The organism is Vibrio sp. M60_M70 (assembly GCF_037162085.1).
In the GTDB taxonomy this organism is placed as follows: Bacteria; Pseudomonadota; Gammaproteobacteria; order Enterobacterales; family Vibrionaceae; genus Vibrio; species Vibrio diabolicus.
This window is the reverse complement of record NZ_JARLUL010000001.1, coordinates 2,868,813-2,894,316: the sequence shown is the minus strand read 5'-3', so window position 1 is coordinate 2,894,316 and position 25,504 is coordinate 2,868,813. Positions and strand designations below refer to the sequence as shown.

The 25,504-nt window shown below is 46.1% G+C and carries 19 protein-coding genes, 15 tRNA genes and 3 rRNA genes; 12 read left to right on the top strand and 25 right to left on the bottom strand.

The annotated features are described in order from the left end of the window. The first annotated feature begins 169 nt into the window (after positions 1-169). From P4S59_RS13500 to P4S59_RS13470, 7 genes are all read left to right on the top strand, one after another. Positions 170-1,722: ribosomal RNA gene (locus P4S59_RS13500) — 16S ribosomal RNA — on the top strand. Between the two features lie 66 nt (positions 1,723-1,788). Continuing rightward, positions 1,789-1,865 (top strand) — tRNA-Ile (locus P4S59_RS13495). A 45-nt stretch (positions 1,866-1,910) separates the two neighbouring features. Further along, positions 1,911-1,986 (top strand) — tRNA-Ala (locus tag P4S59_RS13490). A 265-nt stretch (positions 1,987-2,251) separates the two neighbouring features. Then, positions 2,252-5,141 (top strand): 23S ribosomal RNA (locus P4S59_RS13485). Positions 5,142-5,234: 93 nt separating this feature from the next. Further along, positions 5,235-5,351, top strand: a 5S ribosomal RNA gene (gene rrf / locus P4S59_RS13480). The 16S, 23S and 5S rRNA genes sit together here with 3 tRNA genes alongside, the layout of an rRNA operon. Before the next feature lie 46 nt (positions 5,352-5,397). Further along, a tRNA-Asp gene (locus P4S59_RS13475) sits at positions 5,398-5,474 on the top strand. Between the two features lie 598 nt (positions 5,475-6,072). Continuing rightward, on the top strand, positions 6,073-7,509 hold the full coding sequence (locus tag P4S59_RS13470; RefSeq protein ID WP_337168541.1) for an NAD-dependent succinate-semialdehyde dehydrogenase: 1,437 nt from the start codon (positions 6,073-6,075) through the stop codon (positions 7,507-7,509). A 283-nt stretch (positions 7,510-7,792) separates the two neighbouring features. Here P4S59_RS13470 and P4S59_RS13465 read toward each other — a convergent pair. The 16 genes from P4S59_RS13465 to mutY all read right to left on the bottom strand — a co-directional run bounded on the left by P4S59_RS13465 (position 7,793) and on the right by mutY (position 13,976). Further along, positions 7,793-7,868, bottom strand: a tRNA-Asn gene (locus tag P4S59_RS13465). A 15-nt stretch (positions 7,869-7,883) separates the two neighbouring features. Then, positions 7,884-7,959 (bottom strand) — tRNA-Thr (locus P4S59_RS13460). Between the two features lie 40 nt (positions 7,960-7,999). Next, positions 8,000-8,075, bottom strand: a tRNA-Asn gene (locus P4S59_RS13455). Positions 8,076-8,097: 22 nt separating this feature from the next. Continuing rightward, a tRNA-Thr gene (locus tag P4S59_RS13450) sits at positions 8,098-8,173 on the bottom strand. Positions 8,174-8,226: 53 nt separating this feature from the next. Next, a tRNA-Phe gene (locus tag P4S59_RS13445) sits at positions 8,227-8,302 on the bottom strand. Positions 8,303-8,535: 233 nt separating this feature from the next. Beyond that, complete coding sequence (locus P4S59_RS13440; RefSeq protein WP_337168540.1) at positions 8,536-10,161, bottom strand: methyl-accepting chemotaxis protein; 1,626 nt, start codon at positions 10,159-10,161, stop codon at positions 8,536-8,538. Between the two features lie 356 nt (positions 10,162-10,517). After that, positions 10,518-10,593: transfer RNA gene (locus tag P4S59_RS13435), tRNA-Asn, on the bottom strand. Positions 10,594-10,630: 37 nt separating this feature from the next. Continuing rightward, a tRNA-Phe gene (locus tag P4S59_RS13430) sits at positions 10,631-10,706 on the bottom strand. Between the two features lie 7 nt (positions 10,707-10,713). Continuing rightward, positions 10,714-10,789 (bottom strand) — tRNA-Thr (locus P4S59_RS13425). A gap of 70 nt (positions 10,790-10,859) precedes the next feature. After that, positions 10,860-10,935 (bottom strand) — tRNA-Asn (locus tag P4S59_RS13420). Between the two features lie 54 nt (positions 10,936-10,989). Continuing rightward, positions 10,990-11,065 (bottom strand) — tRNA-Phe (locus tag P4S59_RS13415). Between the two features lie 7 nt (positions 11,066-11,072). Continuing rightward, positions 11,073-11,148, bottom strand: a tRNA-Thr gene (locus P4S59_RS13410). A 66-nt stretch (positions 11,149-11,214) separates the two neighbouring features. Further along, positions 11,215-11,290: transfer RNA gene (locus P4S59_RS13405), tRNA-Phe, on the bottom strand. A 100-nt stretch (positions 11,291-11,390) separates the two neighbouring features. Then, complete coding sequence (gene mltC, locus P4S59_RS13400; protein WP_237312394.1) at positions 11,391-12,530, bottom strand: membrane-bound lytic murein transglycosylase MltC; 1,140 nt, start codon at positions 12,528-12,530, stop codon at positions 11,391-11,393. Between the two features lie 77 nt (positions 12,531-12,607). Continuing rightward, on the bottom strand, positions 12,608-12,880 hold the full coding sequence (locus P4S59_RS13395; RefSeq protein ID WP_005381002.1) for an oxidative damage protection protein: 273 nt from the start codon (positions 12,878-12,880) through the stop codon (positions 12,608-12,610). A gap of 19 nt (positions 12,881-12,899) precedes the next feature. After that, positions 12,900-13,976, bottom strand: a complete 1,077-nt coding sequence (gene mutY, locus P4S59_RS13390) for an A/G-specific adenine glycosylase (protein WP_114323654.1) — start codon at positions 13,974-13,976, stop codon at positions 12,900-12,902. Between the two features lie 203 nt (positions 13,977-14,179). On the opposite strand from mutY, the gene trmB reads away from it, so the two are divergent. From trmB to glsB, 3 genes are all read left to right on the top strand, one after another. Then, positions 14,180-14,899, top strand: coding sequence for a tRNA (guanosine(46)-N7)-methyltransferase TrmB (gene trmB / locus P4S59_RS13385; protein WP_337168539.1), 720 nt, complete (start codon positions 14,180-14,182; stop codon positions 14,897-14,899). Between the two features lie 17 nt (positions 14,900-14,916). Next, positions 14,917-15,945 (top strand): TRM11 family SAM-dependent methyltransferase, encoded by a 1,029-nt coding sequence (locus tag P4S59_RS13380; protein ID WP_150919473.1) that lies wholly within the window; start codon positions 14,917-14,919, stop codon positions 15,943-15,945. Positions 15,946-16,043: 98 nt separating this feature from the next. Further along, positions 16,044-16,964 carry a glutaminase B gene (glsB, locus tag P4S59_RS13375; RefSeq protein WP_005393987.1) on the top strand — a complete coding sequence of 307 codons (921 nt, stop codon included), beginning with the start codon at positions 16,044-16,046 and terminating at the stop codon, positions 16,962-16,964. Between the two features lie 90 nt (positions 16,965-17,054). Here glsB and hemW read toward each other — a convergent pair whose 3' ends face one another. The 7 genes from hemW to P4S59_RS13340 all read right to left on the bottom strand — a co-directional run bounded on the left by hemW (position 17,055) and on the right by P4S59_RS13340 (position 22,109). Beyond that, positions 17,055-18,233: a radical SAM family heme chaperone HemW gene (gene hemW / locus P4S59_RS13370; RefSeq protein WP_337168538.1), complete on the bottom strand. Its 1,179-nt coding sequence runs from the start codon at positions 18,231-18,233 to the stop codon at positions 17,055-17,057. 18 nt (positions 18,234-18,251) lie between these two features. Next, positions 18,252-18,854: an XTP/dITP diphosphatase gene (locus tag P4S59_RS13365; protein WP_182037138.1), complete on the bottom strand. Its 603-nt coding sequence runs from the start codon at positions 18,852-18,854 to the stop codon at positions 18,252-18,254. Positions 18,855-18,972: 118 nt separating this feature from the next. Further along, positions 18,973-19,404, bottom strand: a complete 432-nt coding sequence (locus tag P4S59_RS13360) for a DUF4426 domain-containing protein (RefSeq protein ID WP_005393982.1) — start codon at positions 19,402-19,404, stop codon at positions 18,973-18,975. A gap of 127 nt (positions 19,405-19,531) precedes the next feature. Beyond that, a complete protein-coding gene (gene yggU, locus P4S59_RS13355; protein WP_337168537.1) occupies positions 19,532-19,822 on the bottom strand; it encodes a DUF167 family protein YggU in 291 nt (96 codons plus the stop codon). Further along, on the bottom strand, positions 19,822-20,379 hold the full coding sequence (locus tag P4S59_RS13350; RefSeq protein WP_005393978.1) for a YggT family protein: 558 nt from the start codon (positions 20,377-20,379) through the stop codon (positions 19,822-19,824). Before P4S59_RS13350 ends, yggU begins: the two co-directional genes overlap by 1 nt. 52 nt (positions 20,380-20,431) lie before the next feature. Next, positions 20,432-21,250: a pyrroline-5-carboxylate reductase gene (gene proC / locus P4S59_RS13345; protein WP_134648193.1), complete on the bottom strand. Its 819-nt coding sequence runs from the start codon at positions 21,248-21,250 to the stop codon at positions 20,432-20,434. 157 nt (positions 21,251-21,407) lie between these two features. Further along, positions 21,408-22,109: a YggS family pyridoxal phosphate-dependent enzyme gene (locus P4S59_RS13340; RefSeq protein WP_337168536.1), complete on the bottom strand. Its 702-nt coding sequence runs from the start codon at positions 22,107-22,109 to the stop codon at positions 21,408-21,410. Between the two features lie 28 nt (positions 22,110-22,137). Here P4S59_RS13340 and P4S59_RS13335 point away from each other — a divergent pair, with 28 nt between their 5' ends. Together P4S59_RS13335 and P4S59_RS13330 are read left to right on the top strand one after the other, a co-directional pair. After that, entirely contained in the window at positions 22,138-23,178 is a 1,041-nt protein-coding gene (locus P4S59_RS13335) for a type IV pilus twitching motility protein PilT (RefSeq protein WP_005381015.1), read from the top strand. A gap of 20 nt (positions 23,179-23,198) precedes the next feature. Next, positions 23,199-24,305, top strand: coding sequence for a PilT/PilU family type 4a pilus ATPase (locus P4S59_RS13330; protein WP_006743091.1), 1,107 nt, complete (start codon positions 23,199-23,201; stop codon positions 24,303-24,305). Positions 24,306-24,366: 61 nt separating this feature from the next. Here the strand turns inward: P4S59_RS13330 and ruvX are convergent, their stop codons facing one another. Further along, positions 24,367-24,792 (bottom strand): Holliday junction resolvase RuvX, encoded by a 426-nt coding sequence (ruvX, locus tag P4S59_RS13325; protein WP_005381017.1) that lies wholly within the window; start codon positions 24,790-24,792, stop codon positions 24,367-24,369. 34 nt (positions 24,793-24,826) lie between these two features. Beyond that, complete coding sequence (locus P4S59_RS13320; protein ID WP_005393973.1) at positions 24,827-25,390, bottom strand: YqgE/AlgH family protein; 564 nt, start codon at positions 25,388-25,390, stop codon at positions 24,827-24,829. Positions 25,391-25,504: the final 114 nt, after the last annotated feature.

The window sequence follows — 25,504 nt, the reverse complement described above, 5'->3', positions numbered from 1 at the left end:
TAGACCTATCAATCTGTGTGGGCACTCGTTGATGATAATCCAATTAGAAGCTTCGGCTTCAAATTAGGTTTCAATGATACGAAGTGACCATTGAGTCGAAAGATTCAGCACAGTCAATTCAAACATTACTTATGTAATGTTCAGTATTCATTGAGCCGAACAAAATCTTAAATTGAAGAGTTTGATCATGGCTCAGATTGAACGCTGGCGGCAGGCCTAACACATGCAAGTCGAGCGGAAACGAGTTATCTGAACCTTCGGGGGACGATAACGGCGTCGAGCGGCGGACGGGTGAGTAATGCCTAGGAAATTGCCCTGATGTGGGGGATAACCATTGGAAACGATGGCTAATACCGCATGATGCCTACGGGCCAAAGAGGGGGACCTTCGGGCCTCTCGCGTCAGGATATGCCTAGGTGGGATTAGCTAGTTGGTGAGGTAAGGGCTCACCAAGGCGACGATCCCTAGCTGGTCTGAGAGGATGATCAGCCACACTGGAACTGAGACACGGTCCAGACTCCTACGGGAGGCAGCAGTGGGGAATATTGCACAATGGGCGCAAGCCTGATGCAGCCATGCCGCGTGTATGAAGAAGGCCTTCGGGTTGTAAAGTACTTTCAGTCGTGAGGAAGGCGGCGTCGTTAATAGCGGCGTTGTTTGACGTTAGCGACAGAAGAAGCACCGGCTAACTCCGTGCCAGCAGCCGCGGTAATACGGAGGGTGCGAGCGTTAATCGGAATTACTGGGCGTAAAGCGCATGCAGGTGGTTTGTTAAGTCAGATGTGAAAGCCCGGGGCTCAACCTCGGAATAGCATTTGAAACTGGCAGACTAGAGTACTGTAGAGGGGGGTAGAATTTCAGGTGTAGCGGTGAAATGCGTAGAGATCTGAAGGAATACCGGTGGCGAAGGCGGCCCCCTGGACAGATACTGACACTCAGATGCGAAAGCGTGGGGAGCAAACAGGATTAGATACCCTGGTAGTCCACGCCGTAAACGATGTCTACTTGGAGGTTGTGGCCTTGAGCCGTGGCTTTCGGAGCTAACGCGTTAAGTAGACCGCCTGGGGAGTACGGTCGCAAGATTAAAACTCAAATGAATTGACGGGGGCCCGCACAAGCGGTGGAGCATGTGGTTTAATTCGATGCAACGCGAAGAACCTTACCTACTCTTGACATCCAGAGAACTTTCCAGAGATGGATTGGTGCCTTCGGGAACTCTGAGACAGGTGCTGCATGGCTGTCGTCAGCTCGTGTTGTGAAATGTTGGGTTAAGTCCCGCAACGAGCGCAACCCTTATCCTTGTTTGCCAGCGAGTAATGTCGGGAACTCCAGGGAGACTGCCGGTGATAAACCGGAGGAAGGTGGGGACGACGTCAAGTCATCATGGCCCTTACGAGTAGGGCTACACACGTGCTACAATGGCGCATACAGAGGGCAGCCAACTTGCGAAAGTGAGCGAATCCCAAAAAGTGCGTCGTAGTCCGGATTGGAGTCTGCAACTCGACTCCATGAAGTCGGAATCGCTAGTAATCGTGGATCAGAATGCCACGGTGAATACGTTCCCGGGCCTTGTACACACCGCCCGTCACACCATGGGAGTGGGCTGCAAAAGAAGTAGGTAGTTTAACCTTCGGGGGGACGCTTACCACTTTGTGGTTCATGACTGGGGTGAAGTCGTAACAAGGTAGCGCTAGGGGAACCTGGCGCTGGATCACCTCCTTAAACGATGATTATTGCGATGAGTGTTCACACAGATTGATACGGTTTATAAAGTAAAGAGACGATACTGGGTCTGTAGCTCAGGTGGTTAGAGCGTTCGCCTGATAAGCGAGAGGTCGGTGGTTCGAGTCCACTCAGACCCACCAATTTCCTTCCCAAGAAATTGGCATACAGTATCGACACACCTTGATGGGGCTATAGCTCAGCTGGGAGAGCGCCTGCCTTGCACGCAGGAGGTCTGCGGTTCGATCCCGCATAGCTCCACCATCTTTAAGTGTTCTTGAAAAAGAATCTTTAAAAATGGTTTTCATCAGAAAATCTAGCTCTTTAACAATTTGGAAAGCTGACAAAACAACAATTTATTGTTGTTTGTAAAGTTCTCAAAGTATTCATGTATTTGAATACAACTAAAAACACATTCAAGTGTTCTTGGAATTTGAGTCCGGCAAAATCGATATGTCTCTCGCTCATTCAAATAATGAGAGACAACTTTGGTTGTTTAACATCAATTCGAAACTCCTTCGGGTTGTATGGTTAAGTGACTAAGCGTACACGGTGGATGCCTTGGCAGTCAGAGGCGATGAAGGACGTATTAACTTGCGATAAGCCCAGATTAGGTAGTAAAAACCATTTGAGTCTGGGATTTCCGAATGGGGAAACCCACTTACATAAGTAAGTATCGTTATGTGAATACATAGCATAACGAGGCGAACCGGGGGAACTGAAACATCTAAGTACCCCGAGGAAAAGAAATCAACCGAGATTCCGAAAGTAGCGGCGAGCGAAATTGGACTAGCCCTTAAGCTTTATAGGCGTCAGGTGAACAAGCTGGAAAGCTTGGCGATACAGGGTGATAGCCCCGTAACTGACGACGCATATTCAGTGAAATCGAGTAGGGCGGGACACGTGATATCCTGTCTGAATATGGGGGGACCATCCTCCAAGGCTAAATACTACTGACTGACCGATAGTGAACCAGTACCGTGAGGGAAAGGCGAAAAGAACCCCTGTGAGGGGAGTGAAATAGAACCTGAAACCGTGTACGTACAAGCAGTAGGAGCAGGCTTGTCCTGTGACTGCGTACCTTTTGTATAATGGGTCAGCGACTTATATTCAGTGGCAAGGTTAACCATCTAGGGGAGCCGTAGGGAAACCGAGTCTTAACTGGGCGTTCAGTCTCTGGATATAGACCCGAAACCAGGTGATCTAGCCATGGGCAGGTTGAAGGTTGAGTAACATCAACTGGAGGACCGAACCGACTAATGTTGAAAAATTAGCGGATGACTTGTGGCTAGGGGTGAAAGGCCAATCAAACCTGGAGATAGCTGGTTCTCCCCGAAAGCTATTTAGGTAGCGCCTCGGACGAATACTACTGGGGGTAGAGCACTGTTAAGGCTAGGGGGTCATCCCGACTTACCAACCCTTTGCAAACTCCGAATACCAGTAAGTACTATCCGGGAGACACACGGCGGGTGCTAACGTCCGTCGTGGAGAGGGAAACAACCCAGACCGCCAGCTAAGGTCCCAAATTACTACTAAGTGGGAAACGATGTGGGAAGGCTCAGACAGCCAGGATGTTGGCTTAGAAGCAGCCATCATTTAAAGAAAGCGTAATAGCTCACTGGTCGAGTCGGCCTGCGCGGAAGATGTAACGGGGCTAAGTAGTAAACCGAAGCTGCGGCAATATACTTTTGTATATTGGGTAGGGGAGCGTTCTGTAAGCGGTTGAAGGTGTGTGGTAACGCATGCTGGACGTATCAGAAGTGCGAATGCTGACATGAGTAACGATAAAGGGGGTGAAAAACCTCCTCGCCGGAAGACCAAGGGTTCCTGTCCAACGTTAATCGGGGCAGGGTAAGTCGACCCCTAAGGCGAGGCCGAAAGGCGTAGTCGATGGGAAACGGGTTAATATTCCCGTACTTCTTACAATTGCGATGGGGGGACGGAGAAGGCTAGGTGGGCCTGGCGACGGTTGTCCAGGTTCAAGTGCGTAGGCTTGAGAGTTAGGTAAATCCGGCTCTCTTTAAGGCTGAGACACGACGTCGAGCATCTACGGATGTGAAGTCATTGATGCCATGCTTCCAGGAAAAGCCTCTAAGCTTCAGATTGTAAGGAATCGTACCCCAAACCGACACAGGTGGTCGGGTAGAGAATACCAAGGCGCTTGAGAGAACTCGGGTGAAGGAACTAGGCAAAATGGTACCGTAACTTCGGGAGAAGGTACGCTCTCGACGGTGAAGTCCCTCGCGGATGGAGCTATTGAGAGTCGCAGATACCAGGTGGCTGCAACTGTTTATTAAAAACACAGCACTGTGCAAAATCGTAAGATGACGTATACGGTGTGACGCCTGCCCGGTGCCGGAAGGTTAATTGATGGGGTTAGACTTCGGTCGAAGCTCTTGATCGAAGCCCCGGTAAACGGCGGCCGTAACTATAACGGTCCTAAGGTAGCGAAATTCCTTGTCGGGTAAGTTCCGACCTGCACGAATGGCGTAATGATGGCCACGCTGTCTCCACCCGAGACTCAGTGAAATTGAAATCGCTGTGAAGATGCAGTGTACCCGCGGCTAGACGGAAAGACCCCGTGAACCTTTACTACAGCTTGGCACTGAACATTGACCCTACATGTGTAGGATAGGTGGGAGGCTTTGAAGCGCAGTCGCTAGATTGCGTGGAGCCGTCCTTGAAATACCACCCTTGTAGTGTTGATGTTCTAACGTCGACCCCTTATCGGGGTTGCGGACAGTGCCTGGTGGGTAGTTTGACTGGGGCGGTCTCCTCCCAAAGCGTAACGGAGGAGCACGAAGGTGGGCTAATCACGGTTGGACATCGTGAGGTTAGTGCAATGGCATAAGCCCGCTTGACTGCGAGAATGACAATTCGAGCAGGTGCGAAAGCAGGTCATAGTGATCCGGTGGTTCTGAATGGAAGGGCCATCGCTCAACGGATAAAAGGTACTCCGGGGATAACAGGCTGATACCGCCCAAGAGTTCATATCGACGGCGGTGTTTGGCACCTCGATGTCGGCTCATCACATCCTGGGGCTGAAGTCGGTCCCAAGGGTATGGCTGTTCGCCATTTAAAGTGGTACGCGAGCTGGGTTTAGAACGTCGTGAGACAGTTCGGTCCCTATCTGCCGTGGGCGTTGGAGAATTGAAAGGGGCTGCTCCTAGTACGAGAGGACCGGAGTGGACGAACCTCTGGTGTTCGGGTTGTGTCGCCAGACGCATTGCCCGGTAGCTAAGTTCGGGATCGATAACCGCTGAAAGCATCTAAGCGGGAAGCGAGCCTTGAGATGAGTTCTCCCTGATACTTTAAGTATCCTAAAGGGTTGTCGTAGACTACGACGTTGATAGGCAGGGTGTGTAAGCGTTGTGAGGCGTTGAGCTAACCTGTACTAATTGCCCGTGAGGCTTAACCATACAACACCCAAGGGGTTTTGATGGACTCAATGAAAGAACATTGAATGTGTAAGAACGAGAATTAAGAAACAGCTTTCCGAATTAAAGAATTTGCTTGGCGACCATAGCGTTTTGGACCCACCTGACTTCCATGCCGAACTCAGAAGTGAAACGAAATAGCGCCGATGGTAGTGTGGGGCTTCCCCATGTGAGAGTAGGACATCGCCAGGCTTTAAATTATGGACACTTGCTGATTACAAGCGAGTGATACCACTGCGGAGTGGTAGTTCAGTTGGTTAGAATACCGGCCTGTCACGCCGGGGGTCGCGGGTTCGAGTCCCGTCCACTCCGCCACTTATATTAAGCCTCAGTCGAAAGACTGGGGCTTTTTCGTTAATGCGAGTATATTTTTCCCTTCAATCGAATGAGTCCTGCGGAAAGGCCTATTAGTAGCCCGGAACCGCTGCCACTTATATTAAGCTTCACTTGAAAGACTAAGATTTTTGGTATCTGTAGGACCAGCTTTCTCTGTAACCAAGTTGCACAATTCTAGTTGAATGTAATCTTGCCCATTTCTCTACAGATTCGAGCCTATAGTAAATGCTGGGGACTGATGGGTTATGCCGGTCATTAGACCAGAGAATTCGCATAAGCTAGCTCGTATTCTGCATTCTTGTCACTGCGTATTTCGTTAACGCTCCTCTCTAATAAGAGTTTTCTACTGCTACTTCGCAAATATTCATCGTTCTAGTGTTCTGGATAGTCCCTAGGAGAATGGATTGCTGGAGTTTGTTACCGCTAGTCTGATTTAGTCATTGGAAGAGAATGAGCGTCTAGACTGTTAAGAGAATAAAGTCATTCGAACATTCATGTCTTTTAGAAAACTTTGTTTTCTTTGCTGATCTTGCTAGTAAAGATTAACCTAAGAGGAGTTCTCGTAGGAGTAAGTTTGATGATGCAACAAATAAAAAATGAAACCTTGAAATCCGTATTTAAACAATGGTCTTCCGAAGAGGGAATTGTGGTCATCAACCCTGCAACTGAGCAAGAGTTAGTTCGACTAAAGCCCAGTGCTCTTGAGGAATTAGATGACATTATTGGTAAGTGTAAAACCGAGCAAATTCGCTGGGCAAAGTTAAGTGCTAAAGAGCGCTCTCGTCGCTTGAAAAAGTGGTATCAATTACTCTTTGATAATGCAGAAGACATTGCCACAATTATTACCTTAGAGCAGGGGAAACCATTAACCGAGAGTAAAGGGGAGGTGATGTATGGCGCCTCTTTTGTCGAGTGGTTCTCAGAAGAAGCCAAACGTGCTTATGGCGAAGTTATACCTGCCCCCACGACAGATCGACGTCTGTCTGCTATTCGCCAGCCTGTAGGGGTATGCGCTGCAATTACGCCGTGGAACTTCCCTATTGCGATGATTACAAGAAAAGCAGCACCAGCCCTGGCGGCAGGCTGTGGCATGTTGATCAAGCCCTCTGAGCTTACTCCTCTTACTGCAATTGCTGTTGTTGAATTAGCTTATCAGGCAGGAATCCCAAAAGAACTGCTTCCTGTAGTGGTATCAGAGCAGGCAGCTGAGTTTGGCCAAGTACTAAGTACTGATCCTAGGATTAAGAAAGTTTCTTTTACGGGCTCTACGCGAGTCGGGAAGATTTTGATGAAACAAGCCAGTGACTCTGTCAAAGCGGTTTCGATGGAGTTAGGTGGTAATGCACCTTTTATTGTATTTGAAGATGCAGATTTAGATGCGGCGGCGGAAGGGCTTGTCGCTTCGAAGTTCCGTAATGCAGGGCAAACATGTGTTTGTACCAATCGGCTGTATGTCCATGAAGATGTAAAACAAGCTTTTATTGAAAAAGTATTGTCGAAGTTAAACAAATTACAGCTTGGTAATGGTTTAGAGAAAGGTGTCACATTAGGTCCTGTTATTACGATGGCTTCTAAACATCGCCTAGAGGCAGTGATCGATCAAGCCGTACAAGAAGGAGCTTCTATTGCCAACTCTCCGCAGAGACGCCCTGGGCGCTTTATGGAGCCCGTTCTTTTGGATAGCGTCAAGCAGCATATGTCGATTGTTCAGCAAGAGCTATTCGGGCCTGTATTACCTATTATTACCTTTGAGAATGATGAGCAAGTTCTCGGAATGGCGAATGACACAGAGTATGGTTTGGCTTGTTACTTCTACACGAATAACTTCAAGCGTATTGTTGCTTTCAGCGAAGGTCTGGAATACGGCATGGTTGGTGTCAATGAGGGGATTATTTCTACTGAGGTGGCCCCGTTTGGTGGAGTGAAAGAGTCAGGAGTTGGCCGAGAAGGTGCGAAACAAGGGCTCGATGAATATTTGGAGACAAAGTATATTTGTCTCGGTGGTTTAAGCTGAGTTGGTTGATTTAAGCAAAAAGCTGGGTTTTACCTGGCTTTTTTGATCTGGGAGATGTGTGCCACCCACTATGATTATTATTTATTGGTGAACATTGCTTATGGTGGGACTATCGATAGAAAGCAGAGTTGTTGGTGAGCAGATATTTCACTCTAAGTTAAGCGATGCCTTCAAGGTAATGATCTAAACTCTGATTTTCTTTCCTGAGTGACATGAGTAGAAAAGAGTTTGACTTTAAACCAATGCAAAAAAGCCGTATCAAGAGATACGGCTTTTTCTAATATGGCTCCTCCTACTGGACTCGAACCAGTGACCTGCGGATTAACAGTCCGTCGCTCTACCAACTGAGCTAAGGAGGAACAAATTTTAATAAGTGGTGCCGACTACCGGAATCGAACTGGTGACCTACTGATTACAAGTCAGTTGCTCTACCTACTGAGCTAAGTCGGCATATTTTCGTTAATAAGTAATCGACTTACTAACTGAAAAATGGCTCCTCCTACTGGACTCGAACCAGTGACCTGCGGATTAACAGTCCGTCGCTCTACCAACTGAGCTAAGGAGGAATTGTCTTTTTAAAAGAATAAATGGTGCCGACTACCGGAATCGAACTGGTGACCTACTGATTACAAGTCAGTTGCTCTACCTACTGAGCTAAGTCGGCACACTATATTCTTTAACTATTGTTCGTGCTAAGCACCAACAATTAATAAACTGTGGTGCCCGGAGGCGGAATCGAACCACCGACACGAGGATTTTCAATCCTCTGCTCTACCGACTGAGCTATCCGGGCGACGAGGTGTATTAAACGGTTTTTCGGCTCTTAGGTCAACCATAAAATTAAAATAAAATATCGTTTGATGAAAATGTGCTCGGAGTGGGCTGTTTTTATGCATTTTTGATAAAAATCCGCCATCAACTAAGCTTTCTTTAATGGAGAAATAGGAGTTTGAAAGTAGAGTAAATGGATAAAAACAAAAAAAGCACGCTTGAAAACGTGCTTTATACTAAACAATTGACTTTAACCTAGTGCTTTACAGAGAACTTGTTTACCCAACCTTCTAGCTCATCCGCCAGCGAAGCTAAACTTTGAGTGCTTGATTGACTCTCCGTTACCACAGAGTTGAGCTGGCTTCCGCTTTCCTCGATAAGATTGACGCGAAGCGCAATATCATCGCTAACCTGAGTTTGTTCGGCTGCTGCAGTCGCGATCTGCTGACTCATTGCGGTGATAGATTCTAACGCCGTTACAATTTGCTGCAGAGCTTCAGAGGCATTCTTAGACTCTGTTACTGTGCCCTCACTGGTTTCTGCACACACTTCTATTGTGTGAATAGCGTTACGGGAACCTTCTTGCAGGTTGGAGATCATATGCTGAATCTCTTTAGTGCTATCTTGTGTTCGGCCTGCCAGGTTACGCACCTCGTCGGCAACAACGGCAAAGCCTCGACCTTGCTCTCCGGCACGTGCTGCTTCAATGGCAGCATTGAGTGCGAGTAAGTTTGTTTGCTCTGCAATATCGCCAATTACATCGAGCACTTTCACTATACTATTTACATCCTGATCTAGATCGGCGACCGCTTTACTTGCAGTATTTAATTGAGAAGCCAAACCTTGAATGTTTTCAACAGTACTGTGAATCAGCTTCTGAGTATGCTGACTTTGTTTATCGGCTTCGTCTGTGTTGTTTGCTGTATCACTTGCCGAGTTGGCAACATGGTTGGCTGAAGATGCCATTTCAGTCATCGCAGTGGCAATCATTGCTGTTGACTGCTGCTGAGATACGGTGAGATCGGCAATCGTATTTGAGCGAGATTCTACGGCAGATAACTCAGCGCGCAGTGCGTGCATGGATTTCTCAAGGTTTGTCACCATGCTGGCTAGCGATTGACTCATATCTTGCACCGCACGATAGATACTTCCTCTCGGCGCCACTGCATCAAAACTGGTCTGAATGTCACCTTGTGCGACAGCTTGAACGGCTTTGCGCACATCGTTTGGCTCTCCACCAAGTAGATTGAGCATCTTGCGAATCGAGATTATCAGGCCACCGAGAATACTCCCCGCGATAACTAAACACAGTACAAGCTGCCATTGAGCGGTAGCCCAGAAGCGAGCATTCACCTCATTAAAGCCGATCCCTGTACCTACAACCCAGCCCCAATGTGGTGTTTTCTCGGCAATAGAGTGTTTTTCTTCAATGCTTCCGTCGGCCTGCTTTTGACTCCAAGTATATTCGATGATTTGACCTGTTTTGCGCCCCAAAACATCTAAGATAAGTTGGCCGACGCTGTTGCCATCTCCATCACGAAAGTCGTGAAAGCTTGTTCCATGTAATTGAGGGTCAAGCGGAGCTGCAACAAAAATCATGTTCTCATCTGCGACATAAACGTATTCGTTGTCTTTGTAGATATTATTACGGAGTAGGCGAGTGGCTAATGATTTCGCTTCGTCCTCTGGCATTTTGCCTTCGATAGCCATTTTTTCTACTTCGGTAAGAATGCTGTACGCACTTTTGAATAGCTCAGTAACCCGAGCTTTGTTATCAAGGTTACTTGCGACGCGAAGTGTCCATAAGCCCGTTGCGGTCAGTGCTAGGAGTGCTAGCAATATGATCGCAGATAATAAATAGGCTTGAGTTTTTAGTTTCATATTTAGCTCACAAATAAAGTGTCATCACTATGCAAGGCATAGCTAAAAGAAGAAATGTAATAACTCGGGCATCTTAGTGAAGATGAATATGAGCGCATACTAGTGCGTATTGAAATTATGATGAGGATTAAATTTTTAGCGTAAAATAAGTGTTTTTTAGAGATTGGGCTTAATATTTTGCGATGCTAGAAACAGAGAAACAGAGAAACAGAGAAACAGAGAAACAAAGAAACAGAGAAACAGAGAAACAAAGAAACAGAGAAACAAAGAAACAAAGAAACAGAGAAACAAAGAAAATGAAATGAGCGTAGGACAGATGCCAAAAAGCCGCATCAAAAGATGCGGCTTTTTAAAAATGGCTCCTCCTACTGGACTCGAACCAGTGACCTGCGGATTAACAGTCCGTCGCTCTACCAACTGAGCTAAGGAGGAATTATTCGTGTATCGTGTTTAGCAATGACACCAAATATGGTGCCTCGAGGCGGAATCGAACCACCGACACGAGGATTTTCAATCCTCTGCTCTACCGACTGAGCTATCGAGGCAAAAGAATGGTGCCGACTACCGGAATCGAACTGGTGACCTACTGATTACAAGTCAGTTGCTCTACCTACTGAGCTAAGTCGGCACACTTTATTCTTTTTAGAAGAGATGAACTCTTCGTTTTAAGAATCTCATTTATATGAAATTCTTGAATTTGGCTCCTCCTACTGGACTCGAACCAGTGACCTGCGGATTAACAGTCCGTCGCTCTACCAACTGAGCTAAGGAGGAACTATTCTGTTTTGTGTCTTGCCAATGATTTAAATTAAGCAAGCGCACCAAATATGGTGCCTCGAGGCGGAATCGAACCACCGACACGAGGATTTTCAATCCTCTGCTCTACCGACTGAGCTATCGAGGCAAAAGAATGGTGCCGACTACCGGAATCGAACTGGTGACCTACTGATTACAAGTCAGTTGCTCTACCTACTGAGCTAAGTCGGCACACTTTATTCTTTGTGCTTTTGTCCGTGTTATAACATTTCGTTAAGACACCAACAAATCAAATTGTGGTGCCCGGAGGCGGAATCGAACCACCGACACGAGGATTTTCAATCCTCTGCTCTACCGACTGAGCTATCCGGGCAACGGAGCGCTATTAAACGGATTTTCCCGCTTTGCGTCAACCACTTTTTTTAAATAATTTCAAAAAAGTGCTTGTTCGAACGCTTTTTATTCAACTATCACTACAAAGTTTGCTTTGAGTTAAATTCCTTTTTGAAATTTGTAACTTTTTCTAGGTAACGACGTGCTTCTGCGTTCGGGTGTTTCTTAGTTAGTGCCCAATAAACTTGGTTGGGTTGCAACGAATTAAGATCTTGCATTGCGCGTTTGCGATCGCTGCGATGGAATGTGTTTAAAACACCTCCAGTACCGCCATTGTAAGCGGAAATCATACTGTACTCGAGAGAGGTAGGGTGATGGACTTCTCTTAAATAACGATTTTTTAAGATGTAGAAATACGCAGTACCGGTATCGATGTTGTTTTCTGGATTAAACAAATATTCAGGGCTTGGTTGGCCTGAGCGCTTTTTCACAAGCTTGAATACGTCTCGACCGGCGGTTTTAGGTACAACTTGCATTAGGCCATATGCATTTGCCCAACTTACCGCGTATGGGTTGAAACTGCTCTCGGTTTTAATAATGGCGTATATCAAGTCTTCTGGAATATCATATTTCTTGGAAGCTCGACGCACGATATCGGCGTATTGGTAGCTGCGTGTTGAAAAGTGGTCTTCAACCATGGGAATTTCGACATAATACGCTTTCTTGAAATCTACATTTTTGGTTTTTATTTTATTTGCGATGAGGTATTCCGCAAATCGGTTTGCCCGCCAAGACCATTGAATTGGCTTATTGTCTTGGTCGACAACTTGTTTATACAGGAATGGTTGCCCCTCTAACGTGATACCTTTAGAGGAGAATAAGTCGACGTGAGCTGGGTCGTCTGGCGTGAGTAAGGTAGTGACAATCGCCTCTTTGAGGTGCTTTTGGGGCTCGGTCGGTGATACGGTCTCTATCGTGATCACGCCTTTGCGAAAGTCGACCTCGGCGCGGCTAAGATAGTTATCGATGTACTTAACGTAATTACTTTTGCCAGCGTACTTGATTTCTTTTTTACCCCAGCGCTTTTGAATATTGCCTGAAAAGCTATTGATTAAGGCATCTAGCGCCGCAGTATCTTTTTCAAATTGTCCTGGTAGCTCAGCTAAGTTATTGGCAAAACGGTTTGTTGGCTCGTAGTTGACGTCATAAATCTTTTCGACGAATTCACGGCTACAGCCTGCCATTAAAAGTGCGGCAGCAATAAAGACAATTTTTTTCATAAGTATCAGAGTTATTGAAGGTAATAGAAAAATGACACCACAAATGGTTGTGATGTCATTGTTTAACTCAAGCGACTTTATTCGCTCGGCGGTGTGTAACCTTCGATATGAACGTCTTTTCCTTCAAAGAGGAAGTTTACCATTTCTGTTTCGATCAGTTTTCGGTGCTCTGGATCCATCATGTTGAGTTTCTTTTCGTTGATCAACATGGTTTGTTTGTGTTGCCACTGAGCCCACGCTTCTTTCGAGATGTTGTCGAAAATGCGTTTACCTAGTTCACCAGGGTAAAGTTGAAAGTCTAGACCTTCGCCTTCTTTTTTTAGTCGAGCACAAAATACAGTGCGGCTCATAATGACTCCTTGTATTCAATTAACGAAGTTCGTGGGGTAGCGCTTCCAGCAATAGTTTTACTGGCGCGGCTAAACCGACTTCTTCAGGTTTAGATAAGTTATACCAAAGACCTTTGTTGCCTTCCATTATCACGTCCGGTTGCTTTGATAAATCAATCAAAATTGGCGTGATATCGAGGTGGTAATGGCTAAAGGTATGGCGAAAGGTAATCAGTGTTTGCTGCTGCTTGATATTGCTGGCTTGAATGCCACGTTGATCCAGTAGCAATTCAATGTCGCTTTCTACATCTACATGTTCGGTTTGTGGGAAGCAAAATAAGCCACCCCAAATGCCTGTTTGTGGTCTTTGTTCTAACCACACTTCATGACCATTTTCGGTGTTGTGATGAAGCATTACAAAACGAGTTTGCTTGATTGGCTTGTCTTTTTTCGGTTTTTTACCCGGGTAGTCGAGCACATTGCCTTGTTGTTTTGCCACACACAGATCCGCAACAGGGCAGAGGCTACATTTGGGTTTGCTGCGTGTGCAGACCATCGCGCCCATGTCCATCATTGCCTGGTTATACTTATCTACGTCCGTTTGTGGGGTATGCGTTTCGGCAATTTCCCACAGCTGGTTTTCAACCTTTTTTTGTCCTGGCCATCCTTCGACTGCGAAACAGCGGGATAGGGTGCGCTTCACGTTGCCATCAAGAATCGCATGTGGTTGTTTATACACAGACGATAAAACGGCGGCTGCGGTAGAGCGGCCAATCCCCGGTAAGGCGTTCATTTTCTCTATATCAAGAGGAAACTCACCATTGTATGTAGAGGCGACCTCTTGTGCTGCTTTGTGAAGGTTACGGGCTCGGGCGTAATACCCTAAGCCAGTCCAAAGGTGCAGGACTTCATCTTGCTCAGCATTGGCAAGATCGAGCACGGTTGGAAAACGCTCTAAGAAACGTTGGTAATACGGAATAACCGTAGTGACCTGAGTTTGCTGAAGCATGATTTCAGACAACCAGACACTGTATGCGGTCTTATTTTGTTGCCACGGAAGATCTTTTCTTCCATATGCGTCATACCATTCTAGGATGGCATTGGCGAAAGGTGTCACGACTTGCTCTGTATTCTATTATTGGTTAGGTGCAAAATTGCACCACATAATGGGCAAGAAGTACAACGGATAAACAGTAGGGATATAAAGAGGTGTGCTATTGCTTTTGGGCTGCCATAGGCCAAGAGCTCAACAAATACTTGCACCTCAGTAAATTCTTTGGATAATCCCCGCTTTGATTAATCAATGTGCAGGCAAAATCAATGAGTGAAGTAACCACTAACGAATACAACGAAGACGGAAAGCTGATCCGCAAAATCCGCAGCTTTGTGCGCCGTGAAGGGCGTTTGACTAAAGGTCAAGAGAGCGCGATGAATGAATGCTGGCCAACGATGGGTATTGACTTCAAAGCTGAACTTCTCGATTGGAAAGAAGTGTTTGGTAACGACAACCCCGTTGTACTAGAGATCGGTTTTGGTATGGGTGCTTCATTGGTTGAAATGGCAAAGAATGCACCAGAGAAGAACTTCATTGGTATCGAAGTACACAGCCCAGGTGTTGGTGCTTGTCTTGCGGATGCGCGTGAGGCGGGAGTTACTAACCTGCGTGTGATGTGCCATGACGCAGTCGAAGTGTTTGAGCATATGATTCCAAACGGCAGCCTATCGACACTGCAGTTGTTCTTCCCAGACCCTTGGCACAAGAAACGTCACCACAAGCGTCGCATCGTTCAATTAGGTTTTGCTGAAATGGTTCGTGAGAAGCTGATCCCTAATGAAGGTATTTTCCACATGGCGACAGACTGGGAAAACTACGCAGAGCACATGATTGAAGTTATGAACCAAGCGCTAGGTTTCGAAAACATTGCTAAAGATGGTGATTTCGTTCCTCGTCCAGACGACCGTCCTTTAACGAAGTTTGAAGCTCGTGGTCACCGTCTTGGTCACGGTGTGTGGGATATCAAATATAAGCGTATCGCGTAACTAGAGGAGTTCATGGGATGTACCATTACGCGATATTAGCGAATCCGGGTCATAACCGAATTTACTTTGATAGCGCAATGACCATTGCCTGTTCAGAGCTAAAAGCAATTTTAGCTTCACAAGGCGTGGATGTGACAGAAATTGGTAGTAAAGAGGTTGGCTTACCTGCAGCGTTGGTGTTTTCTTGTCAGGAAGCTCTAAGCGATGAGCAGACGCGAAGAATCGCAGCCTCTTCGATTTACTATGCACTATTTGAAGTGCGCGAAGATGGTTTACTTCGACCAATTCAAGCGCCAGCGTTCAATACTTTCCCGGAAAGCATGAGTCAGATTCTGCGTTATACCGGGAAAACAAACGAGCAGTTTACTCGCTTGATGGTGAATATCGGCATTAGTGCGTCCAATACGGGAAGTAAACAACTGACCTTAATGGATCCAATGTGTGGTAAAGGTACAACCTTGTTTGAAGGCTTGATCCATGGTTTGAACGTGGTGGGGGTAGAGATCAATGCCAAGTGGGTGCAAGAGATCCAGACCTTTATCGTTAAGTTCATGAAGAATGGCCGCTTTAAGCACAAAGTGAGCAAAGAAAAGCGCACTGCGGGTGGCAAGAAAGTGGCGGATGGTTTCGTGGTTGAAGCTGCAGCAAATAAAGAAGATTACAACCAAGGCAACCTTCAGTTTATGAAGCTGTATTCGGCTGATACTCGTATCGCTGATCAAGTCGTGAAAAAGAACTCAGTTGATGTGATGGTGTCTGACTTGCCTTATGGTGTGCAGCACGGCAGCAAAAATGCCAAGGACAGCAAACTGAACCGCAGCCCACTAGAGCTTTTAAACGAGGCTCTGCCTGCATGGAAAGTGGTATTGAAAAAACAAGGTTCAGTGGTGTTGTCTTTCAATGAATTTACGTTGAAATGGAAAGACGTCGCGGCATTATTTGAAGAGCAAGGTTGGAAGGTACTTTCAGAAGAGCCTTACATCGGTTATCTTCACCGTGTTGATCAATCTATCAACCGCAATATTATTGTGGCAGTAAAACCATAATCGACTTGAGTCGAACGAACCCTATGGAAAAGCCAACGACACGTTGGCTTTTTTTACCTCTGAGCTCAACGAGTTCTCTTGTAAATAGAAGGTAGAGAATGAAACCGACAGTGGAAATTTTGACAGATATTTTGGCGGAAGTGCGCCCTTTAATCGGCCAAGGCAAAGTGGCTGATTACATTCCTGCTCTGGCAAAAGTACCCAGCAACAAGTTAGGTATTGCGGTATACACCAACGAAGGTGAGGTTATTAAGGCGGGCGATGCCGATGAACCTTTCTCTATCCAATCTATTTCAAAAGCATTGAGCTTGACGTTAGCGATGTGCTTGTACAAGCAAGAAGAAATTTGGTCTCGAGTGGGAAAAGAGCCTTCGGGGCAGGCATTTAACTCGCTAATCCAGCTAGAAATGGAGCAAGGTATTCCTCGCAATCCTTTTATTAATGCTGGAGCGATAGTTGTGGCGGATCTGTTGCAAACTCGCTTATCTGCACCTCGTCAGCGCCTATTGGAATTTGTACGTCAGCTTTCTGGTGATACTCATATTGTGTATGACAAAGTCGTCGCGGCATCCGAAATGATGCATGGTGATCGTAATGCGGCGATTGCATATCTCATGCGTTCGTTTGGCAACTTCGAAAATGAAGTGATTCCAGTACTACAAAACTACTTCCACGCTTGTGCGCTGAAGATGAGTTGCGTCGATTTGGCTAAAACGTTTAGCTATTTGGCAAATAAGGGCACATCGGTACAAACGGGTAAGCCCGTTGTTTCTCCCGTGCAAACCAAACAACTTAATGCACTGTTAGCAACGTGTGGCCTGTATGATGGCGCGGGCGAATTTGCTTATCGTGTTGGCATGCCTGGTAAGTCTGGTGTCGGTGGTGGCATTATCGCGGTAGTACCTGGCGAAATGACCATTGCAGTATGGTCTCCAGAGCTTGACCCTTCAGGTAACTCGCTTGCTGGTACTAAGGCGCTTGAGCTGCTCTCTGAGCGAATTGGCCGTTCAATTTTCTAATGTTGGAAGTGTGTCAACCTTATTTAGGATGGTACTGTTTCTAAATAAAAAGCCTCTCAATTGAGAGGCTTTTTTTGTTTTTGGGTTGCGTTACTCTTCGCTTTCTTCGGCCATAAAGGCTTCGAGCAAGTCATTAAGGAAGAGCTTCCCTTTTTCAGTAATTTGCCAATGAGTGGCGGTTTCACTCAAGTAGCCCATTTCTAACGCCCAATCAATAGTTTCTTGAATCGTACTGAGCGGCAAGCCTGTGGTGTCCACGTAATCTTGCTTCGGGCATGCTTCCATTAAGCGGAATCGGTTCATAAAGAACTCGAATGGACGATCTTCACCCGCGACGACATGTTCCGTATGCAGATAAGGTTTGACCATATTTTGATAAGCCGCTAAATAGCCACGCGGGTGTTTTACCTTTGTCGTTCGAATAATACGTCCGTCGGTAAAACTGAGTTTGCCATGAGAGCCACAACCGATACCAAGGTAATCGCCAAAGCGCCAGTAGTTGAGGTTGTGCTGACACTGATAGCCCGGCTTGCTGTAACCCGAGATTTCATATTGCACATAACCCGCTGCTGAAAGTTTTTGGTGTCCGAGCTCGAAAATATCCCACAAGTCATCATCGTCAGGTAGCGTTGGTGGCTTGTAGTAAAACATGGTGTTTGGTTCGATGGTCAGCTGATACCAAGACAAGTGCGGCGGTGCCAACTCAATCGCTTTGTCCAAATCTGCCAAGGCTTGTTCGATGCTTTGATCAGGTAAGCCGTGCATGAGATCGAGGTTAAAGCTGTTCAAACCGATTTGGTGCGCCAGCTTAGCAGCATTGACGGCTTCGTCTTGGCCGTGAATGCGCCCCAAACGCTCAAGCTTCTGCTGCTCAAAGCTTTGCACACCGATAGAGATACGCGTTACACCAGCTTTGCGGTAGCCAACAAAACGCTCTGCTTCGATAGTGCCTGGGTTCGCTTCCATGGTGATTTCGATTTCAGGCTTGAACGGAATACGCGCTTCAATGCCCTTAAGTAGACGCTCGATGCCTTCTGCCGAAATCAAACTCGGCGTACCACCACCAATGAAGATTGAATGCAGTGGACGTGGCACTTCGTTAAGGCGGTATTTCTGAATGTCAGTATCTAAATCTTCTAGAAGAGCACTGATGTACTCTTCTTCTGGAATCTCGGTTTTGAGCGCGTGAGAGTTAAAGTCGCAATACGGGCACTTTTGTACACACCAAGGGATGTGTACATACAAGCTGAGTGCTGGGGGCGTTAACATGGTCTAATTCGCTCGTGATTACTGAGACACTTGCTCAGACAGTTGAGCAAACAACGACTTGAGCGCTTTACCGCGGTGAGACAGTTGTTTCTTACGTGCAGGTTCAAGTTCGGCTGACGCACAGTTGTTTTCAGGAACAAAGAAGATTGGGTCGTAGCCAAAGCCATTTTCACCGTGTGCGTCAGTTAGAATTCGGCCTTCCCATTTACCGTGGCAGACGATAGGCGTTGGGTCGTTCTCGTGGCGCATGAGGACTAATACGCAGTGGAAACGTGCTGTACGTTCTGCTTCTGGTACGCCTTCCATTGCCGCTAGCAATTTTTCTAGATTCTCTTGGTCAGATGCGTTCTCGCCTGCGTAACGTGCAGAGTAAATGCCCGGAGCGCCTTTTAAGAAATCGACTTCTAAGCCAGAGTCGTCTGCAATCGCAGGAAGCCCTGTTTCTTGTGCGGCATGGCGAGCTTTAATGATTGCGTTTTCAATGAACGTTGTGCCCGTTTCAGCTACTTCCGATACATTGAATTCACTTTGCGCTAATACTTCAAAGCCGAAGTCAGACAACAAATCTGCCATTTCACGAACTTTGCCTTGGTTACCAGTTGCTAGCACAATTTTTTTCATGGGAATCTCTTTTAATAGTGATAGAGGAGAACAAATCGTTCTCCTCTAGATATTCTTTAACTAATAAGTGGTTTTTAGCCTGCTTAGATCCAAAAGCTTTTGGAACATCACAACCCAATTACTCTTCAACATAAAACTTCTGGGTGAATTTAAGCTTACCTGAGCCTTTGTTTCCAGCTTTTACGTCAATATCGAAAGTAAAAGTTTCTTCGTGGGTAATTGGCAGTTCGGCTAAATAGTATATCGCATTGCCTTCTTTGACTTCACGAAAGGACAAGGTCTGAGTTTGGCCGATGAGGTTTTTCGCGCGTCCAGCAATTTTTGCTTCTAATGCAGGTTTACCCAATGAAGCTCTATCTAGCACGCTAATATTAACCACAGCGAGGTATCCATTACGCTTGATATCGTAGCTACGTGCGACTTTCGGTGTTAAGAATGTCGAGTTAAACGCGACATAGTGTACTTCGATATCTTTCATATTTTTAAACTGATCGGCGAAGCTTGGTAACGACAATAGGCTGATCAGTAATGCGGTAATCCATTTGCTCATTGTTACTTCCTCAAAGCACTTGTTATAAAACAACCATAGCCGCAATTTTACCTTGGTCACGGGGTAAAAATGCGAACTCAGTCATTGGTACTAGTAAGTGTGGTACAAAATTGTAAATAAAAAGCCATCATAAGATGGCTTTAATTTCTGTCGGTATCTGGGTAGGTGATTCTATCCGAATTTGTTTGTGCCGTCCTAATTCACCTTTTTCTATGTGAACCAAACCCTTAGCGATTTTAAACTGCTTAGCTAAGAACTTAGTTAGGTGTGCATTAGCTTTGCCATCGACAGGTGGAGCAGTAATGGCGATTTTGAGCTTTTCACCATGCAAGCCAACAATTTTATCGCGGCTTGCTTTAGGTTGAATATAGAGCTTTAGGATGATGTCCTCGCCATCTTGCCAAACTGCGGCTGACATTATAACTGGAACCAAATTGGACCAATGATATCACCCATCAAGAAGTTCGCGAACTGCAAGCCGATAAACAGCACCAGTACGCTCAAATCAAGACCACCAATAGCCGGAATAATACGACGGATTGGTGCGCACATTGGCTCGGTTAATTGATGGAATACGTACTCGATAGGGCTGCGACCTTGGCTTACCCAGCTCAAAATTGCACGGATCAATAGTACCCAGAACAGCAGACCTCCAGCGGCTTTGATTAATGATAACAAGCCCAAGAACAAGAAATCAGCGCTGAAAGAGACGGAACCGTTCGAAGCTATCAGGATCAGAACGACAAATTTAAGCACACACAACACGTAGGCAAACAACACGGTTGCTAGGTCAATATTCCCCACGGAAGGGATAATGCGGCGCAGTGGAGCAATGACTGGCTGAGTCGCTTTTACTATGAATTGCGAGAATGGGTTGTAGAAGTCTGCGCGTGCAGCTTGCAACCAAATTCGCAAAATTACGACCATGATGTACAGGTCAAATAGGGTTGAGATGAGAAAACTCATTGAATTCATAAGGTACCCTTAACAAGTGATGGATGATACTAAACGGAGTTCATCCAAATAATTAAAACAGTTTTTCCATTTCTTCCGCGCGAGCCACAGCAGCTTGCATGGCTTTAGCAACAATATCTGAAAGTTGATGTTCGTTGAATGTACGCAGTGCTTCTGCCGTTGTCCCACCTTTCGATGTCACGTTCTCACGCAGGGTCGATAGCTCAGTTTCTGGGTTGCTAACCACCATACTGGCCGCGCCCAATGCAGCTTGCTGAACCAATAGTCGAGCGGTGTCTTTATCAAAACCTTGAGCAATCGCTTCTGCTTGCATCGCCTCCATAAACAGGAAGAAGTATGCCGGAGCACTGCCTGCTGCGGCAATCACATTATTGATGCCAGACTCTTGCTCAACCCAACATACTTTACCGACCGCTTCCATTAACTCTGCAGCAAAAGCTTTGTCTTGCTCAGTTACATGGGCTGGTGCGAATAAACCACTCATGCCCAACCCAAGTTGTGATGGCGTATTTGGCATAACACGAACCAAGTTCAATTTGGTGGCTAGCATACCATCCAATCGTGAACAGTTGATGCCAGCGGCAATAGAAATCACCAGTTTATTAGTGAAATCGATCGCTTGCAGTGGTTTACAAACATCAGCCATCATTTGCGGTTTCACAGACAATACCACCACATCCGCTTCGGTCGCAGCTTGGATGTTATCGCTGGTGGTACGGATGCCAAAATCTTGTTCTAGCGGAAGACGGCGAGCCTCTGAAGGAGCTGTCGCGGTAATGTTTTGCGCTGGGTATCCGTTAGCAACCAAGCCAGAAACAATGGCTCTCACCATGTTGCCAGCACCAATGAAGGCGATTTTTTTATGTTCCATTTGTCTGATTTCCATCATGATATTTAGAGTTTGTTGTGCGCTCAGGTGTATAATGGCGCCGCTGTTACTTACTGCTCCTATTGGCGAGTAAGATGATTGCGCGATTTACTCTTTAATTTAACGACGAATTTATGTCGCGAGTGAGCGTTTTGTTAATTTAGCTGTTGTCTCGTGCGCCGAAAATAGCGGTTCCAATACGAACCATTGTACTACCAGCTTCGATTGCAGCGGTCATATCACCACTCATTCCCATTGATAATGTATCGATTTCTGGGAACTGAGCTTCGAGTGTTTGCTTCAATGTGGCCAACTTCTGAAACTCATGAAGTTGTGATTCGTAGTCAGACACGTTGGCAGGAATCGACATCAACCCTCTTAAAGTGAGGTTGGGTAGGCGAGAAATCAACTCCGCCAGCTCGAATACTTCCGCTTCGGTGACACCAGACTTAGATGCTTCACCACTGGTGTTAACCTGAATCAGAACTTGTAGCGGTTTAAGTTCACTGGGACGCTGATCATTCAGGCGTTGAGCAATCTTGGTTCGATCGATGGTGTGAACCCAATCGAAATGTTCAGCAACAAGTCGCGATTTATTCGACTGAATCGGGCCAATGAAGTGCCATTCGATTCGATTATCTGGATAATGCTCGGCAAAGTGCTGAACTTTACTGACGCCCTCTTGGACGTAGTTTTCACCAAAGGCGGTTTGTCCCGCTTGGTAGGCTTCGAGAATTGCCTCGACAGGTTTAGTTTTGCTTACCGCTAGAAGTTGCACTGACTCTGGAGTTCGACCACATTTTTGCTCGTCATATCGAATTTGAGAGGTGATATGTTCAATATTTTGTTGAATACTACTCATAGCTGTACTTTAGACTTAAGGATTTTAAATGGATATCACTGAGTTACTGGATTTTAGTGTAAAACATAATGCCTCGGATCTACATCTTTCTGCAGGTGTCCCACCAATGGTTCGTATTGATGGGGATGTGAGAAAACTAGGCATTCCAGCGTTTACACACCAAGAAGTGCATCGTTTGGTTTTCGAAATCATGAACGATGCCCAACGCAGTGAGTTCGAAGAAAAACTCGAAGTCGACTTCTCTTTTGAGTTGCATAACGTTGGTCGTTTCCGTGTCAACGCTTTCAACCAATCTCGTGGCTGTGCGGCAGTATTCCGTACCATTCCAAGTAGCATTCCAACTTTGGAAGAGCTGGAAGCTCCCGAGATCTTCAAAAAAATTGCGAACGCTGAAAAAGGCTTAGTTCTGGTTACTGGCCCAACAGGTTCTGGTAAATCGACGACCTTAGCAGCCATTGTTGACTACATTAATCGTAATCACAACAAGCACGTACTCACAATTGAAGATCCGATTGAATTTGTTCACAACAACAATAAATGTTTGATCAACCAGCGTGAAGTACACCGTGATACGCATAGTTTCCAAAACGCACTGCGCAGCGCATTACGTGAAGACCCGGATGTCATTCTGGTTGGTGAGATGCGTGACAAAGAAACCATCAGCCTTGCGTTAACGGCAGCGGAAACGGGGCACTTAGTGTTCGGCACGTTACACACCAGCTCGGCGGCAAAAACCATTGACCGTATTATCGATGTGTTCCCTGGTAGTGATAAAGATATGGTGCGCTCGATGCTTTCTGAATCCCTTCGTTCGGTTATCGCACAAAAATTATTGAAACGTAATGGTGGTGGCCGTATTGCATGCCATGAAATCATGATGGCAACGCCTGCGATTCGTAACTTGATCCGTGAAGACAAAGTCGCGCAGATGTATTCGATCATTCAAACTGGTGCGGCTCACGGCATGCAAACCATGGAGCAAAATGCTCGTCAGTTAATGGCACAAGGTATGGTCGCTCGTGAAGAGGTCGATAGTAAGATCGGGTTAGAAGTGCAGCAATTCTCGTAATACGTAGGTGAACACGGAAGATGGATCTAAATAAATTTCTCGAAGGTATGCTGGCGCTGAAAGCGTCGGATCTGTACATCACGGTTGGTGCGCCAATTTTGTTTCGCGTGGATGGCGAATTGCGACCTCAAGGTGAAAAACTCACCGAGAGTGATGTGGCGGCATTACTCGACAGTGCTATGGAGCCAGATCGGCGTCAGGAATTTCGTAAAAGTCGTGAATCGAATTTTGCCATTGTGAGAGATTGTGGCCGCTTCCGTGTTAGTGCTTTTTTTCAACGGGAATTACCGGGTGCGGTGATTCGTCGTATTGAAACCAATATTCCCACCTTTGAGCAATTAAAGTTACCGTTAGTGTTGCAAGATTTAGCGATAGCCAAGCGTGGTTTGGTGCTGGTGGTTGGTGCTACTGGGTCAGGTAAATCCACCACAATGGCGGCAATGACGGGCTATCGAAACAGCAACAAGACGGGACACATTTTGACGGTCGAAGATCCGATCGAATTCGTGCATGAGCACAAGCGCTGTATCGTGACTCAACGCGAAGTTGGGTTAGATACGGAAAGCTATGAAGTTGCGCTTAAAAACTCGCTGCGCCAAGCGCCAGATATGATTTTGATTGGAGAGATCCGTAGCCGTGAAACAATGGAATACGCGATGACATTCGCTGAAACAGGCCATTTGTGTATGGCAACTTTGCACGCCAACAACGCCAACCAAGCCTTAGAGCGCATTCTTCACTTGGTACCGAAAGATCAAAAAGAACAATTCTTGTTTGATTTGTCGATGAACCTAAAAGGTGTGGTTGGTCAGCAGCTGATCCGAGACAAAAATGGGCAGGGGCGTCATGGTGTATTTGAGATCTTGCTAAATAGCCCACGAGTATCTGATTTGATCCGTCGCGGAGATTTGCATGAGTTGAAGTCAACCATGGCTCGCTCAAATGAGTTTGGTATGCTGACGTTCGATCAATCTCTTTATAAGTTGGTGATGCAAGGTAAGATCAGCGAAGAGGATGCGCTGCACAGTGCCGACTCGGCGAATGATTTGCGCTTGATGTTGAAAACACAGCGTGGCGAAGCATTCTCTACGGGCAGTCTTGCTAACGTTAAGATCGATATGGATTAAGCGTGTTTAGACGAAAAAAGGTTGGCACTTGCCAACCTTTTCTTGTTTTGAGTATTGTGTTTTATTCACCCCAGAGGGCTTCAAACCAGCTTTCTAGAATCACCACCGCTGACTGGCAGTCCACATTCCCTTTCGATAGGGCTTTGTAGCCGCCCATGCTGAACAACTCCGCACGAGCTTCTGCTGTAGATAATCGCTCATCATGCAGTTCAACAGGTAAGCCGTATCGGCCTTGCAGACGCTTAGCAAATTTTCGTGCACGAGGGGTTATGGTCTCAAGGTCTTTACCATGAAGATCAGTTGGTAAACCGACCACTAGCAAATCTGGCTGCCACTCTTTGATTTGCTTTTCGATATCGTCCCAATTTGGAATACCGTCATTGGCTTTAAAGGCTTTTAATGGGGAAGCCGTACCAGTAATTTCTTGGCCAATAGCGCTACCAATGCTTTTGGTTCCAAAGTCAAAAGCCATAATTGTGCGTGACATAAGGTGTCTCTATCTAATGTAACTGTATTTCGGACTAAGCATGTCCAGAGTCTGCTGAAAGATGACTTGGGTCGATGCCCAGCTTTTCGACCGCTTTCTTCCAACGCTCGTTGATTGGTGTATTAAAGATAATTTCAGGCGTCGCTTCAATGGTGAGCCAAGAGTTTTCGACCAGCTCATTTTCTAATTGGCCTGCACTCCAACCTGAGTAGCCAAGTGCCACTAAGTAATCACTTGGTTCTGCTTCTGTTCCTAACACCGAAAGAATATCACGTGAAGTGGTTACAGCGAGATCATCAGTCATTTGGACGCTGGACTCGTAGTAATCTTTAGGTTTATGCAGAATAAAACCACGATCTTCCGAGATTGGGCCGCCATTGTAGACTGGTCTATCTAGGCTGGCTTCAAATAGGCGCGGGTGTACTGGCTGAACTTCCACCTGCTTGAGCATGTTGCCGACGGTGATATCAACAGGAGCATTGATCATCAACCCCATAGCGCCGTCTTCGTTGTGCTCACAAACGTAGATCACGCTGTTTTGAAAGTACGGATCTTTCATCCCAGGCATGGCAACTAAAAAGTGATTTGTGAGATTCATACTCATATTGACCCTTAACTCTCGTAAATGCCCTTAAGCAAACATCATACAGTTTACCATCTAGGTATGTGCATGAGTTTGCTTAAGTTAATGTACTACGCTCTCTATTAACTG

Excerpts from the sequence above, each read along its gene's own strand:
- P4S59_RS13380 (WP_150919473.1), top strand. The coding sequence starts at position 14,917 with ATGTACCATTACGCGATATTAGCGAATCCGGGTCATAACCGAATTTAC.
- hemW (WP_337168538.1), bottom strand. The coding sequence starts at position 18,233 with ATGTTAACGCCCCCAGCACTCAGCTTGTATGTACACATCCCTTGGTGT.
- P4S59_RS13440 (WP_337168540.1), bottom strand. The coding sequence starts at position 10,161 with ATGAAACTAAAAACTCAAGCCTATTTATTATCTGCGATCATATTGCTA.
- ruvX (WP_005381017.1), bottom strand. The coding sequence starts at position 24,792 with ATGTCACGCACAATTATGGCTTTTGACTTTGGAACCAAAAGCATTGGT.
- glsB (WP_005393987.1), top strand. The coding sequence starts at position 16,044 with ATGAAACCGACAGTGGAAATTTTGACAGATATTTTGGCGGAAGTGCGC.
- P4S59_RS13365 (WP_182037138.1), bottom strand. The coding sequence starts at position 18,854 with ATGAAAAAAATTGTGCTAGCAACTGGTAACCAAGGCAAAGTTCGTGAA.
- trmB (WP_337168539.1), top strand. The coding sequence starts at position 14,180 with ATGAGTGAAGTAACCACTAACGAATACAACGAAGACGGAAAGCTGATC.
- P4S59_RS13340 (WP_337168536.1), bottom strand. The coding sequence starts at position 22,109 with ATGAGTAGTATTCAACAAAATATTGAACATATCACCTCTCAAATTCGA.
- yggU (WP_337168537.1), bottom strand. The coding sequence starts at position 19,822 with ATGTCAGCCGCAGTTTGGCAAGATGGCGAGGACATCATCCTAAAGCTC.
- P4S59_RS13335 (WP_005381015.1), top strand. The coding sequence starts at position 22,138 with ATGGATATCACTGAGTTACTGGATTTTAGTGTAAAACATAATGCCTCG.
- P4S59_RS13350 (WP_005393978.1), bottom strand. The coding sequence starts at position 20,379 with ATGAATTCAATGAGTTTTCTCATCTCAACCCTATTTGACCTGTACATC.
- P4S59_RS13320 (WP_005393973.1), bottom strand. The coding sequence starts at position 25,390 with ATGAATCTCACAAATCACTTTTTAGTTGCCATGCCTGGGATGAAAGAT.
- P4S59_RS13360 (WP_005393982.1), bottom strand. The coding sequence starts at position 19,404 with ATGAGCAAATGGATTACCGCATTACTGATCAGCCTATTGTCGTTACCA.
- mltC (WP_237312394.1), bottom strand. The coding sequence starts at position 12,530 with ATGAAAAAAATTGTCTTTATTGCTGCCGCACTTTTAATGGCAGGCTGT.
- P4S59_RS13395 (WP_005381002.1), bottom strand. The coding sequence starts at position 12,880 with ATGAGCCGCACTGTATTTTGTGCTCGACTAAAAAAAGAAGGCGAAGGT.
- P4S59_RS13330 (WP_006743091.1), top strand. The coding sequence starts at position 23,199 with ATGGATCTAAATAAATTTCTCGAAGGTATGCTGGCGCTGAAAGCGTCG.
- proC (WP_134648193.1), bottom strand. The coding sequence starts at position 21,250 with ATGGAACATAAAAAAATCGCCTTCATTGGTGCTGGCAACATGGTGAGA.
- P4S59_RS13470 (WP_337168541.1), top strand. The coding sequence starts at position 6,073 with ATGATGCAACAAATAAAAAATGAAACCTTGAAATCCGTATTTAAACAA.